The organism is Alphaproteobacteria bacterium, assembly GCA_030680745.1.
Classification (GTDB): domain Bacteria; phylum Pseudomonadota; class Alphaproteobacteria; order JAUXUR01; family JAUXUR01; genus JAUXUR01.
The window spans coordinates 20,847-37,231 of record JAUXUR010000079.1; the positions used below are offsets into that span (position 1 = coordinate 20,847).

Below are 16,385 nucleotides of genomic sequence, written 5' to 3' on the forward strand. Positions count from 1 at the left end.
ACATGTTATTCTGCAAAGAATAAAGATTATGTAAATTTAAATGATAAACTGGAGTCTGATGTGTTTAAAAAATATTTTTTTTGTACTTTTTCTTTTCTTACGATTGTGTCATCTGCTGATGCTATGTATCAAGAGCTAAAACCTAATCCTTTAGAATCTTCTTCTTCATCTTTAGTTAACGAGAGGAAAATAAATTTTGTTCATGGGCTTTCTGAGTTTACAACACCAAAAATGTCTTCTTCAAGCTTGGCGTTCTTTAAAAAGCATGGTTGCTTGGCAGTATCGGAATTGAATAAGCCTGAAAATGTTGAGATATTCGGTTCTTATGCAGTTGATATTCAATCTGCTTTAGGAAGCACTAAATCGAATTTAAATGTTCTTTTAGGACAAAATATAGAAACAAAGAATTTCTACGCATTTAAGCACATTAATGATCCCAGCCGTGAAATCAATGGATTGGAAAAATTAAATAGATTTTACGAAATAATAAAAATAAATGGACACAATTATATTGCAATTGACTTAATTGATGGGGTCCCTATCACAAATTTTTTAAAAATAAGAGAAAAATGCACACCAGAAATCGTTGATTTACTAGTTAAAAATCTTCTTCTTTCGTTGAAAGAGCTATATACAAAAAAGATATGGCATGAAGACCTAAATCCAGACAACATTATGATAGATGTTCGCAATTGGAGTGTTTCTTTTATTGATTTTGATTCTATATCAATAGATTTGGAGGATAATTTTTCTAGTAAATATAGTTTTTATAAGCAATATAGTATTGAAATTCCAAGGTATATTAATTACCTTTATTCAGAAGTGGGCTATTACATATCAACATTAAGACAGAAAAATATTACAGCTGAAAGATTGTTATACATTGAGAATTGTCTTAAGGATATTTCTTTTGATCAATTGGGAACAAGTTGTTTTGATGATTACTTACAATAGGTTTATGGTAACTTATTGAGTTTATACAAAAATATTAGCTGATTATGTAAGTAATGTTGATTTTAATATCGTGTTATTAAATCTAATATAAATAATATGTAACATTATTTGGGGAAGCGTTTGGGTATTAAAATTCTAATCGTTGATAATCAGCCGAAGGTATATCAAGGGCTTAAAAGGGTGTTATGGACACAAAAGCCAGATTGGGATTTGTTTTATGCAGAAAATGGTCAAAAGGCACTTGAATTAATTGATGAACAGAAATTTGACGTTATTGTTTCAGATATAAAAATGCCAGTGATGAATGGTTCTGAATTATTGAACCATGTATATACGAAACATCCAGATATTATTCGCATTGTTTTGTCAGGTCAATGCGACCAAGATTCCGCTTTTAAACTTGTTTCGACAACGCATTTATTTTTAGCAAAGCCATGTGATCATAAAACTTTTACTGATTTTATTGAACGTGCAATGAAAAATAAATTGATATTAAATAATCCTGATATCATTAAAATAATAAATGGCATACAAAATATCCCGTCTATGCCGTATACTTATTTAAAATTAAATCATATATTAGAACAAAAAAATGTGAATGTTAATACAATAGTTGATATTATTTCGAATGATGTAGCGCTTGCAGCTAAAATCCTTCAAATGGTGAATTCTGCATTTTTTAGTTTGAATTGGCGTGTCACAAATTTGAATCAAGCGATTCATGTACTTGGCATTGATACACTTAAAATGCTTGTTTTGTCTTACGGATTGATTCAAAAATTTGAAGTGAAGCAAATAGGTAAGTTTTCAACAGATATTTTATGGCAAGAAAATATAAATGTTGCTTTTCTTGCTAAAGAATTAGCTATTAAATCCAATGAATCAGAAGATATTGTTGAAGAAGTTTTTGTTTCAAGCTTACTTTTAAAAATTGGCATTTTGCTTTTAGCTCAAAATTATTATTTAAAATTTGAAGAAGCTTTAAAATTAGCCATTGAAACATCTTCTATTTTGATTGATGTTGAAAAGGATCTTTACGCTTGTTCACATGCAGAAATCGGTGCTTATTTGCTTTCAATATGGGGCTTGCCGAGTGAAATTGTAGAAACTGTTGCTTTACATATGAATCCACGATGTGAAGATTCTAAAACTTCTAACATATTGAAATATGCACATTACGCCTCATCTTTTATCGGCGCATCTTCGAAACTTATACCAAATCCGCATGCGCAACTTAAGACTGATTTTATTGAATTTATGAAAATTGAAAAAAAAATTAATGATTTTGATGTATTGAGCACAGATTTTTTAAAAAATAAAATGGTTGCTTAAATGAAAATGATGTTACAAGAACTTCAAAATGCTATTGAAGTAAAAAAAGCTTCAAAAGAAGAACTTGAAATTCTTTTAGAAAATGTTACTGCCGCACTTGAAAATAAAACAAAAGAATTAGAGAAAGTTCTTAAAGATCAAGAAAAAATTATTTCTACAAAAACGGAAGAGTTGCGTAAAGCACTTGATCTTGCGCAGGAAGCGAATAAAGCTAAAACAAGTTTTTTAGCAACAATGAGTCACGAAATCCGTACGCCTATGAATGGTGTGTTAGGGATGATTAGTTTATTGTTGGATACACCTTTGAATGAGGAGCAACAATCTTTTGCACGTATTGTTGAAAGCTCTGCAAAAACTCTTTTGGAAATTATTAATGATATTTTAGACATTTCAAAACTTGAAGCAGGTAAAGTTACGTTAGAAATTATTCCATTTATGATTAAGGATTTAATTGAAAGTGTTCGTGTCTTAACACAAGAACTTGCTGGTAAAAAAAAATTAGTATTTAAAATTGAAATTGATCCAGAAATTCCATCAACTCTTTTAGGAGATCCAACCCGTTTACGTCAGGTTGTGCTTAATTTAGTAACTAATGCTATCAAATTCACAGAAAAAGGCAGCATTACAATTCAAATAAAGAAGCATAATGAGTTTGATGATCGTTTTGGTATTTATTTTGAGGTAATTGATACAGGAATTGGTATTTCTAAAAAAAATCAAACGAAATTATTTGCACAATTTTCTCAAGTTGATTCGTCTATTACGCGGAAATATGGTGGGTCTGGATTAGGTTTGGCTATTTGTCGTAATTTAGTGACTTTGATGAATGGTGAAATTGGGTATGAAAGTGAAGAAGGGAAGGGGTCTCGTTTTTGGTTTACTTCTGTTTTTGGAAAATTAGATGTAGCCCATAAACAAAAGGGTAATTATGTTGATGAATTTGATATGCAGCCACAACATTTAAAAATACTTGTTGCTGAAGATAATGAAGTGAATCAATTGGTTATAAAAACAATGCTTACTAAAATGGGACATGATGTAACAATTGCACATAATGGATTGGAAGCTTTTAATCAGGTTCAAAACAATGTTTATGATCTTGTTTTAATGGATATGCAGATGCCTGTTATGGATGGGTTGGAAGCAACAAAACAAGTTCGAAAATTAAATGGTGATGTCCGTCGTGTGCCCATCATCGCTTTGACTGCAAATGCCATGCAAGGCGATCGTGAGAAATGCCTAGAAGCAGGTATGAATGGTTATTTATCGAAGCCAATTAATAAAGAAGAATTAATCGCCATTTTATCTCAATGTTAAATATTCATTTTTTTAAATTTAATCAAAATCTTAATATTTAATTAACCTCTATAGCGCAAAATATAATTATATATTGCGTTAAAATGGAGGGTAATATGTCTAGATTAATTAAGATGTTAACCTTAACAAGCGCCATTGTTTTTGTATTCAATGGAATTGGTTATGCGGATTTATATATGGAGCAAGTTCGTAATGTACAAACGAAATGTCAAAATGATTTTGGTGTAATGAATAAAAATGCAAATAGTGGTGAACAAAAAATAATTGTTGATACTGCTATGAAAACCTATCGAGAAAAAGAAGCGCAGCTTCTAAAAGATGCTGCTCAATTGGGTAAATCAGGAAAATTGAATGAAAGTGAAAAAAATTCCTTTAAGCAAAAAGTAGCTCAAATGATGGAATTTTGTAAACTCGAAAAAAATAAGGTGTTTTATGCAAGAAAAAAACCAATCGGTATGAAATGGGATTAAATAGGCAAAGTTGATACTTTAATGCTTTCCTACGTGCTTCGCGAAAGCATGTAGGAAAGCCAGCAGCAGCGTATTAAATTTTCTTTAAAACACGCCTAATGCCTTTTATTTTACTACCGAATTTCTTATCAGCGTCAGCACGTAATTTAGGCGCATGGTCCTTTAAATATTCATCCAATGAATCTTGATCATCAAGCCAATAGTGGCATACAAAAAGAGGCTTCCCTAAATCTGATTTTGTTTCAAATATATCGACTTGTTGAAATCCTTTATGCATCGTAACTTCTTGAGCATGTGGCCCAATCCATTCTTTATATTCTGCATAAATATCTGGTTCAATTTCAATATTAACTTCATATACTAACATCGATAACTCCTAAAACACATTGAACAAACTACTCAGAATATGTGGCAAAGTCTAGAAAAGGTGAGAACCGACACGGAGTGTACTTAAGTACACGAGTATCGGAAGCGCAGACTTGACGACGAATTTGTCCATAAGGTGAGTAGTTGTATTTAATCCTCTGTTTTTGACTGCAGTTTCTTACTTAAAGATGCTTCTAAAAATGCATCAATATTACCCTCTAATACACCATGAGCATTACCAATCTCAACGCCAGTTCTTAGATCTTTTACCATCTGGTATGGATGTAGAACGTACGATCTGATTTGATGACCCCAACCAATGTCTGTTTTCGACGAAGCTTCTTTGCTTGCTTCTTCTTCACGTCGTTGAAGTTCTTGTTCGTAAAGGCGGGCTTTTAACATATCCATAGCAAAAGCACGGTTGCGATGCTGCGAACGATCTGATTGGCATTGCACGACGATATTTGTGGGTATGTGTGTGATACGAACCGCAGAATCCGTTTTATTAACGTGCTGACCACCGGCGCCTGATGCACGATACGTATCAATTTTTAAATCTTTTTCAAGTACTTCAATGTCGATAGAATCATCAACCACTGGATAAACCCAGACGGAGGCAAAACTTGTATGACGTTTCGCATTGGAATCAAAGGGCGAGATACGTACTAAACGATGCACACCAGATTCCGTTTTAAGCCAACCATATGCATTGGGGCCTGAAATTTTTAATGTCGCTGATTTAATGCCTGCTTCTTCACCGTTACTTTCTTCGAGTAATTCAATTTTGTAGGACTTGCTTTCGGACCATCTGGAATACATTCTGAAAAGCATTAATGCCCAATCTTGAGCCTCTGTGCCACCGGCACCTGCATTGATTTCCAAAAATGCATCACGACCATCGGCTTCACCGGATAAAAGACATTCAAGCCCTTTTTTAGACATAATTTTATGAAAAGCTAAAAATTCAGTTTTGGCTTCTTCAATCATCGTTTGCTCACCTTCTTCTTCAGTGAGTTCAATGAGATCGAGCGCATCTTGAAATTTGACCATTAAATCATCATATTCGGCCATCAATTTTTCAAGCAGGTTTTTTTCTTTTAATAAATTTTGAGCGATTTCGGGTTTATCCCATAAAGTAGGATCCTCAATCAGCTGATTGATTTCTGTTAAACGTTTTTTTGAATTATCCGGGTCAAAGATACCCCCTTAGCAATCCAAAAGATTGCTCAATTTCGTGCTTGATATTCATTAATTCTGCGTCCATGATATCCTCATGTATCTATGTTAATATTCTATACCAACTGGTATATAGGAGAGAAAAATGATTAAGATTGGCGCATCCTTACCCTCTATAAAAGTAAAACATCTTACCCCTCAAGGAATAGAAGATATCGCATTAGATCAATTTTGCCAAAACAAAAAAGTAGTCGTGTTTGGTGTCCCTGGCGCTTTCACACCAACTTGTTCAGGCAAACATGCACCTGGCTTTTTAAAAGTCGCTGATCAACTTAAATCCAAAGGCATTGACAACATTATTTGTCTATCCGTCAATGATCCTTTTGTTATGGATGCCTGGGGTAAATGTTTGAACGTAGATAATAAAATAACGATGGTCGCAGATCATGCGGGTCTTGCTACTAAATCTTTAGGTCTTGAAATTGATATGTCGGCACCAGGACTAGGCCTTAGATCAAAAAGATATTCTATGTTAGTAGAAAACGGTGTTGTTAAAAAACTTTTTGTTGAAGATGAAGCGGGTGCTTGTGATATAAGCAGCGGTGATCATATACTCAATGCACTCTAAAAAAATGTAATTGTCCAGGATTCTTTTCCTAAGTCCCGCGGGTGTAACATTATCCGTAAATATTGAAAGCTATTGATATTATATAACGTTGCCTTTTTCACCTCCTACGTCCCGCGGCTTGTCCGCCGGATCCATGATGCAAAAGTGTGTAGAAAATCGTTTATCAAGATTTTTTTGCTACTTTCTGGATCCCGCGATCAAGTCGCGGGACGTAGGAAGGGGGTGGGGTTTATACTTATGGGTAATGATATGGCCGCGAAACGTAGGTAGTTAGATGTGAATGGAATCACTACATTTTGAAAGGTGTTTGGAAATTACCATAAAAAACAACAAATTATTAATTGATTGCAAATGATCCTTCAGAAACATACACACGATATTATACTTATTGGCGCAGGTCCTGTAGGCCTTACAATGGCAATAACACTTGCTCAAAATGGCTTTAAAATTGCCCTTGTTGAAAAAGCACCATTGTCTTTTGTTAATAACCCCCAACATGATGGTAGAGGCTACGCGCTTTCTTACGGCACTATCATGATTTTTAAAGCGCTTGGGCTTTGGCATTTTATAGAAAATATTGCTTCCCCCATCAGATCCATTCATGTTCAAGAAAATAAGACGCCATGTTATTTAAATTTTGAGGCAGATCAAGTAAATGCCGATGCGGCTATGGGTTATCTTGTTGAAAGTCATACATTACGTGAAATGTTGTGGCATGGATATACAGAACAAAAAGACAATATTACGTTGATAACAGAGGCAGAAATTTTAGATTTTAAACAAGATCCTCATGAAGCTATTATTCACCTTAATGATCAAATCCTCTCAGCGCCTCTTTTAATTGCATCCGATGGGCGTCATTCATCCTTTAAACAAAGACTCAATATCCAGTCCAAAACTTTTCCGTATAATCATCACGCGCTTGTGACACGCTTTAAGCATGAAAAACCCCATAATCACAGGGCCTATGAATATTTTTATCCCACTGGTCCTTTTGCCATTTTGCCTTTAATGGGTAATGAATCTTCTCTTGTCTGGTGCGATAAACCAGAGATTGTAACAACTTTAAAAACGCTCAACAATGATGATTTTGCAGCCCATATTTATGAACGTTTTTCGGATTTAGGCACTATAAGCTGTAATGCTGATCGTTTTTCCTATCCTTTAAGCGCAATATTATCAGAGAAACTTTATCAAGGACGCGTTGTTCTTTTGGGCGATGCAGCACAAGCCATTCATCCCGTTGCAGGGCAGGGACTCAATCTTGGGATGCGCGGCCTTGCAGAACTTGCCGAACATATCGTCAATGCACGTCTTCATGGTCAAGATTGGGGCGATTCTTTTGTACTTGACGCTTATCAAAAGAAAATATTAAGCACGAGGCGAAAATTTTTTATACTGATGCATGGTCTTGTTAAATTATATGATATTGATTTTAAACCTTTTTCTATGATTCGCAATATAGGTCTTGGACTCGTCAATAGACTTCCACCCTTAAAACACGCTATGATGCGAGAGGCAATGGGCGCAGGTTTGAACCAACCTAGATTAATGCGTGGCGAAACGCTTATAGCGAAATGAGTTTAAATTGATACTTCGTCATTCCTTGCTCATGTATGCTTTGATACACTTCGCGCGTCATTCCTTGTCTGAATTTAAACTTATTTCACTATTTATAATATGATGCAATCTCAAAATATCATTCTAACAGGGTCTATCGGTACGGGTAAAAGTTATGCATCGAAAGTTCTGAAACGATTAGGATATAAATCTTGGGATGCAGATCTAGTCACACACCAACTTATAAGCCCTAATGGCAAAGCATTTCAAAAAGTTATTGATCATTTCCCGGAAGGTTTAAAAGATGGTAATATAGATCGTCAAACATTAGGCAAAATTGTCTTTAATGATCCTGCCAAATTGAAATTACTTGAATCCATTATTCATCCACTTGTTGCTGAAGATCGTGATCATTTTATAAAATGGGCACACATAAACCATCAAAAAATTGTCCTTGAAATTCCGCTATATTTTGAAACAAAGATGAATCTAGAGAATTTTAGTATCGTTGTCACTTCAGCGCCAATTTTTATCCAGAAAATGCGTGTCATGAGACGAAAAGGGATGACAGAAGACAAATTTCAATGCATTTTAAAAAGACAGATGCCGGATGTTGAGAAATGCAAAAAAGCAGATTTCATTATTCATACAGGATTATCTTATGGTGAAACAAAACGGCAAATTACATTAATGATAAAGAGATTAAACCAGAAAAATGCGTGAGATAATATTAGATACGGAAACAACAGGGCTTGATCCAAAATCTGGCCACAGAATGGTTGAAATTGCCTGCGTAGAAATCATTAATCGTAGACCTACGGGCAAACATTTTCATAGTTTTATCAATCCAGAACGCGATGTACCTCAAGAAGCAGCTCGTATTCACGGATTAACAACTGACTTTCTACGTGGTGCGCCTTTATTTCATGAAATAGCCGAAGAAGCACTTTTGTTTATAGATGAATCACCTCTCGTGATACATAATGCACCGTTCGATCTTAAATTTTTACGCGCTGAATATGGTAAAATCGATAAAATAGTTTTTCAAGATCATCCGATTATTGACACGCTTGATATTGCCCGTCGTCAATTTCCTAAACAAGCAAACTCCCTTGATGCTTTATGCAAAAGATTCAATATTGACCTTTCAAAACGTGATAAACACGGTGCCTTATTAGATTGTGAATTATTGGCAAGCGTTTACTTTGAATTGATGGGTGGTGCTCAACGTGTCTTGAATTTAGGAACGGCACAAAATGAAACAACACAACAAGTTCAAACACATCAACAACATAATCGTGAAAAACGAACATTTCCCCCTTCACAAGACGAAATTTTAGCGCATAATACGTTAGTAGATCTTTTAAAAGATCCTCTTTGGAAGAAAGCAAGTTAAGGAAAAATTATGGGTGCTTATCTCGATATTCTAATCTATGCGCTTGTTGCAGGGATATTATTTTTTTGGTTATTTTCAGTTTTGGGCAAAAGAACGGGTTATGAAAAAACACAAGAAGAAATGATACCGTCTGATGAGGAATTAGAAAATCAAGATGCCAAAATTTTAGATTGGCCTAAAACACCTATTTTTATTGATGAAAATGCACGTTTGCGTGTTCAAGAGATTAAGCAAAAAGATCCTAATTTTTCAGAACATCATTTTATTGCAGGTGCAAAATATGCTTTTGAAACAATTTTGATGGCCTTTAGCAATGGTGATTTAGAAACACTTAAAACTCTTTTGTCGCCAGAAACCTATAAAGGGTTTGAAGCCACGATCATAGAACGTAAAAATCGACATGATAATCAAGTCACGCGTCTTGAGAACATCAAAGAAGTGATGATTACAGATGCTTATTACGACGAACCTAAATGCTACGTTACCGTTCGTTATGTGAGTGAGCAAATAAATGTGACGTATGATGAACAAAATCGTGTTCTAGAGGGCGATCCAGACCATTTCATTATCCTTAAAGATCTATGGACTTTTAAACGTGATCCAAATTCCAGCGATCCTGTTTGGTTGCTGGCTAAGACGCGAAGCGAGTAAGTGTATAGTTTTTTAATTTTATGAAAATAGTAGTTATTTACTAGAACACCTAACTTCTTAATTTTGAAACAAAATTTTAATTCAGTCATTGTTAATTTTATAGTTTGATCTATTTGAATAAATGTTTAAATTTAATTTTATATGTGCTATGGTAAAAACAATTATTTTTTTTGATAAATGCACATTCAGTTACAATTAACGTTTAGAGCGTATTTTTTTTGTTAATTTTCATATGTGTGTTTTTTGTAGGAGTTTTTTTATGAAGTTTATGAATTTATCTTTTTTATCACTAATGTTTGCATTTACATTAAGTCATTCAACGCCCAGTACTGCTTTTGTGGTTGAGGGAACATTTGGTGTTGATCGTATTATGTATTGTCCTGTGAATGATCCGCTTCAGGCAAGAATGGTTTTACCTTCAATTGTTGATCAAAGTTTTCGTATTGATGAAAATGATCTGATGCAGGGTCATTATCAAATAAATCTGTATAATAATGATCGTTGTGAAGGTATTAATCATTTTTATGTTTTGCCCTCTATTGATAATTATGTCGTTCAAATTAATCAAAATGGTCTTGTTTCCTTTGATAAGATTCCTGACGATATGGATGTTTATGTTCAATCTACAGTGGCACAAACAAACGATAAACTCGAATTAATTGGTAATAATGCTTTTTTTGATTCTTCAAATTTAGATGCAATAATAGTTATTCGATATGTAGTGTTTGGTGAGGCACAAATAGTTGAAATTCCCGTTTATCCAAATATTGTGAATCTTGAGCCTCTTGTTGTTGCGCCTCCTGTTGTTGCGCCTGTTATTGTGCCAGCAATTGTTCCTGTTCAGCCTCTTGTTGTTGCGCCTGTCATAGCACCAGCAATTGTTCGTGTTGAGCCTCCTGTTGATGTACCAGTTGAAATCATTGAAAATGAGGTAATATTTGAACCTGTTCATCCTATTAACATTATGAAAAACTATGCGGAAAATGCTAGTCGTATTGAATATGGGCGTGTGGGTACAATAAATGATTTTAAAGTAATTCTTCCAAACGCAAATAAAGATTTTATTACTGATTTAGCTGAACTTGCTCCTGGTCATTATTACCTTGATTTTTATCAAGGCGAGGTGCTTCAAACAACAAATTATCTTTATATTTTTCCCGGGTTATACCCATCAGCGATTCAAATACAGAGATACGATGATGGATTCATAGATCTATATTTGACAGGCAATTTTTTAGGTAAAAAAATAATTTGTGGTTCTGATGTGGCTCAAGATTTTGAAGTTCTTGAGGGTGTTGGCCGTGATAATCATATTATGGCTTGTAATTTTTTAGGTAAATTTTATGAGGATATGACCATTAAAGTTATAACAGCTTTAGATAGAAACCTTGAAGGAATTATTGAAATACCATTTTTTCCAGATGATCGATTTGCCGTAAGGGAATATAATAGAGAAACACAAGAAGTTGTTGAGCCTTTTCTACCAATTCAAAATCCGATAATTATTAATAAAAATTATGATGAATCTGATCGTATAGAATATGGACGTGTTGGTTCAGTAGATAATGCTAAAGTAATTTTGCCTAATGATCGCCAAGAATTTATTGTTGATTTAGATAGACTTGCACCCGGTCATTATTATCTTAATTTTTATCAGGGTGGAGATTGTCAAAAAACGAATTTTCTTTATGTTTTTCCTGGGCTGTATTCATCAGCAATTCAATTGCATAGATATCCTGATGGTAATATGAGTTATGATTTGACGGGTGATTTTAGAGATAAAAAATTTAGCTGTGTTTCAGCGGCTAGAGCTCATAATGATATAGGACGTATCTATCAAAATAAACTTGCTTTTGATCGTACAAATTTTATTGATGAAGTGCTTGATTTAAAAATTGTAGTGACTATGCCTGCAGGTGAAGATTTTGAAAGAATTATTGAAATTCCAGTCGTTCCTAATGAACAAAATGTTGTGAAAGATAACACTAAGGCTGTAGGAATTATTGCGTTGGTTCCAGCACCGGCACCAGTTATTTTGGCACCAATTCCAGCGCTAAATCCAATTGTTGTTGAGCAAGTACCTGTTAGATTTAAGCCTATATTTCAGCCTATCGATGAACAGCGTATTCAGGAAATGATCGAAGGTTTTCACAATGCTAAGGGTATATGGGGAAAACATGAAGATATTATGAATAAAGGGCCTTTTTGTCTTGGAAATTATGGTAGACTTCAAAATGTATCAGAAAAAGTAATTAAAAAAAATGATGTTGAAAAATTTAATTCTTACGAAGAAATGTTAAATTATTTTGATTTAAAAGATTTTAATTACAAAAAAATCTGTGAAAATCGTCTTAAAGAACGTAATAATATAATAGCAGGTACATTTATTATTGATCGACCTTATGACCTTAAAGATTTTACGGATTATGATTATATGATTTTTGTGGCGTCATTAATTCGTCACTGTGAAAAATATTTGAGTGAAGTTGAAATTGAACATTTAAAAACTCTTTTCAAAGGTTTTTTTGAAGATCAAATTGATCGTTGTACAACAGGTTTGTTTATTAGAATGTTTAATATGCAAACGCAAATTCTTACAAATTTCTTTAAAAACTAGACTTCTTTCGACTCGCTAATGTGGGGCGAGTGATAGAAGATTCGGCACGGAAGACCGCAGTGTATTCTTCATACATGAGGATCTGAGTACCGAAGCGACGCATCAATCGACCACAGTAGTAGAGTTTCGAAAGAAGTCTACTACTTGATGCGTTGAATTTTAGGCATCGATCACGTTGGACCGCTTTATCGAAAAAAAGATGAAGCGGTTTTTTTTCATTAAATTTTATCGTTAGGTTTTCGGCTATAACAATTGTAAATTAGTTGAGGCTATTATAGAATACGTTCATTAAATCGCATCCCCTAATCATACGAGTAAACGATGTTAAATAAGAATTATATCTCTCAAGATGTTGAGCAAAAATGGTATCCTGTTTGGGAAAAATCTGGGGCATTTAAATGCGATCCTCAATCTTCTAAAAAGCCTTATACGATTATGATGCCACCGCCAAATGTGACGGGTTCGCTTCATATTGGTCACGCACTGACTTTTACATTACAGGATATTCTTATCCGTTTTTATCGGATGAAAGGATATGATGCGCTTTGGCAACCTGGGACGGATCATGCAGGTATCGCAACCCAAATGGTTGTTGAACGTGAACTTGCAAAACAACAATTATCACGTAGGGAATTGGGCCGTGAAAAATTCTTGGAAAAAGTTTGGGCTTGGAAAGAAGAATCTGGCAATCAAATTACACATCAATTAAGACGGTTAGGGGCAAGTCCTGATTGGGATCGTGAACGTTTCACGATGGATGAAGGATTGTCGCTTGCCGTGCGTAAAGTATTTGTTGATCTTTTTGATCAAGGTCTTATTTATCGGGATAAAAGACTAATCAATTGGGATCACAAATTGATGACGGCTATTTCTGATTTAGAGGTTGAAAATCATGAAATAAATGGTTCATTCTATTATATAAATTATCCTGTGCAAGGAACAAAAGACCGATTCATTACGGTTGCAACAACGCGTCCTGAAACAATGTTTGGGGATATGGCAGTAGCTGTTCATCCTGATGATGATCGTTATCGTGATTTAATCGGTAAAAGTGTTTTATTGCCGCTTACGGATCGTTTAATCCCCATTATTGCAGATCTGCATTCTGATCCAGAAAAAGGGACGGGGGCTGTTAAGATTACGCCTGCGCATGATTTTAACGATTTTGAAGTCGGGAAAAGACATAAATTAGAACCTTTAAACATCATGGATGAACATGCTTGTTTAAATGAAAACGTACCTGTTGATTTCCGTGGGCTTGATCGACTTGTGGCGCGTCCAAAAGTTGTTGAAATGCTGGAAGCGCAAGGCTTTATGCAAAAAATTGAGCCTCATATTTATACGGTGCCCCATGGCGATCGGTCTGCGGCAATCATTGAGCCTCGATTAATGGATCAATGGTATGTTGATGCGCATACTTTAGCGCAGCCTGCTATTAAGGCTGTTGAAGAGGGGCGCATTCAATTTTATCCTAAACATTACGAAAACACTTATTTTGAATGGTTGCGGAATATTCAGCCTTGGTGTATTTCCCGTCAATTATGGTGGGGTCACCGCATACCTATTTGGTATGGTCCAAATAATACATTGTTTTGTGCAATGGATGAAGAAGAAGCTATAGCTAAAGCACATAAACATTTCGGTAAGGATGTCGAGTTACGTCAAGATGAAGATGTTTTAGACACTTGGTTTTCGTCAGGTTTATGGCCTTTTTCAACTTTAGGATGGCCGAATGAGACACCTGAATTGAAACGCTATTATGCGACGGATGTATTGGATACGGGCGCCGATATTATTTTCTTTTGGGTGGCGCGGATGATTATGATGGGGCTTCATTTTATGAAAGAAGTGCCTTTCAAACATGTTTATATTCATCCATTGATTCGGGATGAGCATGGTCAAAAAATGTCCAAAACAAAGGGTAATGTTATTGATCCTTTGGATATTATTGAAAAATTCGGCGCTGATGCAATGCGTTTCACGTTGGCGACTTTAGCTGCCCAAGGACGTGACATTAAATTATCGGAAAATCGTGTTGAAGGTAATCGTAATTTTGTGACTAAAATTTGGAATGCAGCGCGTTTCACGGAAATGAATGAATGCCGTTTGGATCCTGATTTTGATCCAAAAAAAGCAACATTATCTCTGTCGAAATGGATTATTTCGGACATTATGGATCTTGCCAAAAGTGTTGAAGAATCGCTTGTGGCTTATAAATTCAATGAAGCGTCTCAAAGTTTATACCAATTCACTTGGGGCACTTTCTGCGATTGGTATTTGGAATTTATTAAACCAATTTTCTTTGGGGAAGATGAAGAGGCCAAAAAAGAAATACGTGCTGTAACGTCTTGGGCATTTGGCCAATTGTTACATATGTTGCATCCTTTTATGCCTTATGTCACAGAAGAATTATGGGAGAAACGTTTTGGTTCCCCTGATGGATTGCTGATTCAATCTTCATGGCCAGATTTTACAGCTTTTGAAAATATTAAAGATGTTCAAGCGCAAGATGAAATGCAATGGGCGATACGGTTTATATCAGAAATTCGTACATTGCGCGCTGAAATGAATGTGCCGCCATCGTCTTTCGTACCTTTATGCTTGAAAGATGTAAGCAAGGCAACAAATGATCGTTTACAACGTCATGATGTGCTATTGAAACGCTTGGCACGTTTATCTGATATTTCAATTATTGTTGATGGGCAAATTCCAAAAGGCGCTGTGCAAAGCGTATTAGATGAGGTCACTCTTTTTGTGCCATTAGCAGATATTATTGATTTTGCTAAAGAAAAAGAAAGATTGTCGCGCGAAATTACGAAATTAAATGATACGATCGTGCGTCTTGATGAAAAATTGGGTAATGAGAGTTTTGTTGCTAAAGCACCAGCCGACGTTGTTACACAGTTTAAAGTGCAAGTAGAAGAAGCGCATCTAAGACGGCAAAAATTAGAAAAGGCATTGGAACGATTAAGCTAGTCCTGATGAACAATGAAACTTATTTCGACATCAAATGATGCGTTAAACGAAGAAGGTCTGGGTTGTCTAGTTCACGCGAATAAACCAATCCAGATGAAGCACTTTCTACCTATTTTAAAAATGCGGTGGTTGTCGATTGCAGCATACATTTTCACAAGGATATACCCAAATAATCTAAAACTACCGTTTTTAGCCGATGACCTTTGGTCGTTTTTTGAACCAAAAATTTCTAAGGTAAAACAATTATCTGTCGAAATTTTCGGTAGCAAAAATCACCTCAAATCTCATGCCTAAAAATCGATATTTCCAAATCATTTGGGTATAGAACTATTTTATAAAATTAATCTTTTTACTTATTTGACAAATGATTAAAAAAAATTGAAAATAAAGTTAAACTTAAAATCTTGGAGGCAATAATGAAAAAAACAAACACTTATCTAATAATTATATTCGCGATGTTTTCAACACCACTTTTTTCCGAACCCAATTATCCAGAAATTACACCTAATGACGCAGATAGCAAAGAAATAACAATTGCAAAATGCCAAAAATTTAGCGAGGAATATAAACATTTCCTTCAAATACGAGCAGCCGTAAAGAATTTACAAAACCTCGACAATGTGGCCATGATAAAAAATTATTTCCCGAATCATCCAGACATTTTAAATACAAAAGAATCTGGTGGAATGGGCGCAGATTACTACACAGATGCCCCAGGCAAAATTCGAGACGTAGGGAATAAACTCGTACTCATCCGTGGTCAATGTATGGCGGCTGAGAAGAAATTTAATGTTAAACTCGTCCATGATTCAAAATTTGAACCTTCATCATCTTCATCGTCCAGATCTTCATCGTCCAGTTCCTCTAGCGCTGGCACAAGTCATTCCAGTCCTCGGCGCTAGATTGTAAACTCCACGGGACTTGTCCCGTGGATTGGGAATT

Annotated in this window: 14 protein-coding genes; 12 read left to right on the top strand and 2 right to left on the bottom strand. The window is 34.9% G+C overall.

Annotation, left to right across the window (positions count from 1 at the left end; translation table 11 throughout):
• Window positions 1-60: 60 nt before the first annotated feature.
• From Q8L85_09865 to Q8L85_09880, 4 genes are all read left to right on the top strand, one after another.
• A complete protein-coding gene (locus tag Q8L85_09865) occupies window positions 61-954 on the top strand; it encodes a hypothetical protein (protein ID MDP1724992.1) in 894 nt (297 codons plus the stop codon).
• Window positions 955-1,074: 120 nt separating this feature from the next.
• The gene (locus Q8L85_09870) at window positions 1,075-2,286 is read left to right on the top strand and encodes an HDOD domain-containing protein (GenBank protein MDP1724993.1); all 1,212 of its coding nucleotides are present in this window, start codon (window positions 1,075-1,077) and stop codon (window positions 2,284-2,286) included.
• Window positions 2,287-3,603, top strand: coding sequence for an ATP-binding protein (locus Q8L85_09875; GenBank protein ID MDP1724994.1), 1,317 nt, complete (start codon window positions 2,287-2,289; stop codon window positions 3,601-3,603).
• Between the two features lie 95 nt (window positions 3,604-3,698).
• On the top strand, window positions 3,699-4,073 hold the full coding sequence (locus tag Q8L85_09880; GenBank protein MDP1724995.1) for a hypothetical protein: 375 nt from the start codon (window positions 3,699-3,701) through the stop codon (window positions 4,071-4,073).
• A 73-nt stretch (window positions 4,074-4,146) separates the two neighbouring features.
• On the opposite strand, the gene Q8L85_09885 is transcribed toward Q8L85_09880, so the two are convergent.
• Together Q8L85_09885 and prfB are read right to left on the bottom strand one after the other, a co-directional pair.
• Complete coding sequence (locus Q8L85_09885) at window positions 4,147-4,440, bottom strand: DUF4286 family protein (protein ID MDP1724996.1); 294 nt, start codon at window positions 4,438-4,440, stop codon at window positions 4,147-4,149.
• Between the two features lie 149 nt (window positions 4,441-4,589).
• A protein-coding gene (gene prfB / locus Q8L85_09890; protein ID MDP1724997.1) for a peptide chain release factor 2 occupies window positions 4,590-5,703 on the bottom strand; the annotation gives its coding sequence in 2 pieces (ribosomal slippage) (window positions 4,590-5,636 and window positions 5,638-5,703; 1,113 coding nt in all).
• 57 nt (window positions 5,704-5,760) lie between these two features.
• Here prfB and Q8L85_09895 point away from each other — a divergent pair.
• The 8 genes from Q8L85_09895 to Q8L85_09930 all read left to right on the top strand — a co-directional run bounded on the left by Q8L85_09895 (window position 5,761) and on the right by Q8L85_09930 (window position 16,345).
• On the top strand, window positions 5,761-6,243 hold the full coding sequence (locus Q8L85_09895; protein MDP1724998.1) for a peroxiredoxin: 483 nt from the start codon (window positions 5,761-5,763) through the stop codon (window positions 6,241-6,243).
• 351 nt (window positions 6,244-6,594) lie between these two features.
• Window positions 6,595-7,824 (top strand): UbiH/UbiF/VisC/COQ6 family ubiquinone biosynthesis hydroxylase, encoded by a 1,230-nt coding sequence (locus tag Q8L85_09900; protein MDP1724999.1) that lies wholly within the window; start codon window positions 6,595-6,597, stop codon window positions 7,822-7,824.
• Window positions 7,825-7,923: 99 nt separating this feature from the next.
• Entirely contained in the window at window positions 7,924-8,526 is a 603-nt protein-coding gene (gene coaE / locus Q8L85_09905; protein ID MDP1725000.1) for a dephospho-CoA kinase, read from the top strand.
• Window positions 8,519-9,199 (top strand): DNA polymerase III subunit epsilon, encoded by a 681-nt coding sequence (dnaQ, locus tag Q8L85_09910; protein ID MDP1725001.1) that lies wholly within the window; start codon window positions 8,519-8,521, stop codon window positions 9,197-9,199. Before coaE ends, dnaQ begins: the two co-directional genes overlap by 8 nt.
• A 9-nt stretch (window positions 9,200-9,208) precedes the next feature.
• On the top strand, window positions 9,209-9,850 hold the full coding sequence (locus tag Q8L85_09915) for a Tim44/TimA family putative adaptor protein (protein MDP1725002.1): 642 nt from the start codon (window positions 9,209-9,211) through the stop codon (window positions 9,848-9,850).
• 259 nt (window positions 9,851-10,109) lie between these two features.
• The gene (locus tag Q8L85_09920) at window positions 10,110-12,467 is read left to right on the top strand and encodes a hypothetical protein (GenBank protein MDP1725003.1); all 2,358 of its coding nucleotides are present in this window, start codon (window positions 10,110-10,112) and stop codon (window positions 12,465-12,467) included.
• 321 nt (window positions 12,468-12,788) lie between these two features.
• Entirely contained in the window at window positions 12,789-15,443 is a 2,655-nt protein-coding gene (locus Q8L85_09925) for a valine--tRNA ligase (protein ID MDP1725004.1), read from the top strand.
• A 416-nt stretch (window positions 15,444-15,859) separates the two neighbouring features.
• Window positions 15,860-16,345 carry a hypothetical protein gene (locus Q8L85_09930; protein ID MDP1725005.1) on the top strand — a complete coding sequence of 162 codons (486 nt, stop codon included), beginning with the start codon at window positions 15,860-15,862 and terminating at the stop codon, window positions 16,343-16,345.
• The last annotated feature ends 40 nt before the right edge of the window (window positions 16,346-16,385 follow it).

Excerpts from the sequence above, each read along its gene's own strand:
- Q8L85_09885 (MDP1724996.1), bottom strand. The coding sequence starts at position 4,440 with ATGTTAGTATATGAAGTTAATATTGAAATTGAACCAGATATTTATGCA.
- Q8L85_09880 (MDP1724995.1), top strand. The coding sequence starts at position 3,699 with ATGTCTAGATTAATTAAGATGTTAACCTTAACAAGCGCCATTGTTTTT.
- Q8L85_09920 (MDP1725003.1), top strand. The coding sequence starts at position 10,110 with ATGAAGTTTATGAATTTATCTTTTTTATCACTAATGTTTGCATTTACA.
- Q8L85_09925 (MDP1725004.1), top strand. The coding sequence starts at position 12,789 with ATGTTAAATAAGAATTATATCTCTCAAGATGTTGAGCAAAAATGGTAT.
- Q8L85_09930 (MDP1725005.1), top strand. The coding sequence starts at position 15,860 with ATGAAAAAAACAAACACTTATCTAATAATTATATTCGCGATGTTTTCA.
- Q8L85_09915 (MDP1725002.1), top strand. The coding sequence starts at position 9,209 with ATGGGTGCTTATCTCGATATTCTAATCTATGCGCTTGTTGCAGGGATA.
- Q8L85_09900 (MDP1724999.1), top strand. The coding sequence starts at position 6,595 with ATGATCCTTCAGAAACATACACACGATATTATACTTATTGGCGCAGGT.
- Q8L85_09895 (MDP1724998.1), top strand. The coding sequence starts at position 5,761 with ATGATTAAGATTGGCGCATCCTTACCCTCTATAAAAGTAAAACATCTT.
- dnaQ (MDP1725001.1), top strand. The coding sequence starts at position 8,519 with ATGCGTGAGATAATATTAGATACGGAAACAACAGGGCTTGATCCAAAA.
- Q8L85_09875 (MDP1724994.1), top strand. The coding sequence starts at position 2,287 with ATGAAAATGATGTTACAAGAACTTCAAAATGCTATTGAAGTAAAAAAA.
- coaE (MDP1725000.1), top strand. The coding sequence starts at position 7,924 with ATGATGCAATCTCAAAATATCATTCTAACAGGGTCTATCGGTACGGGT.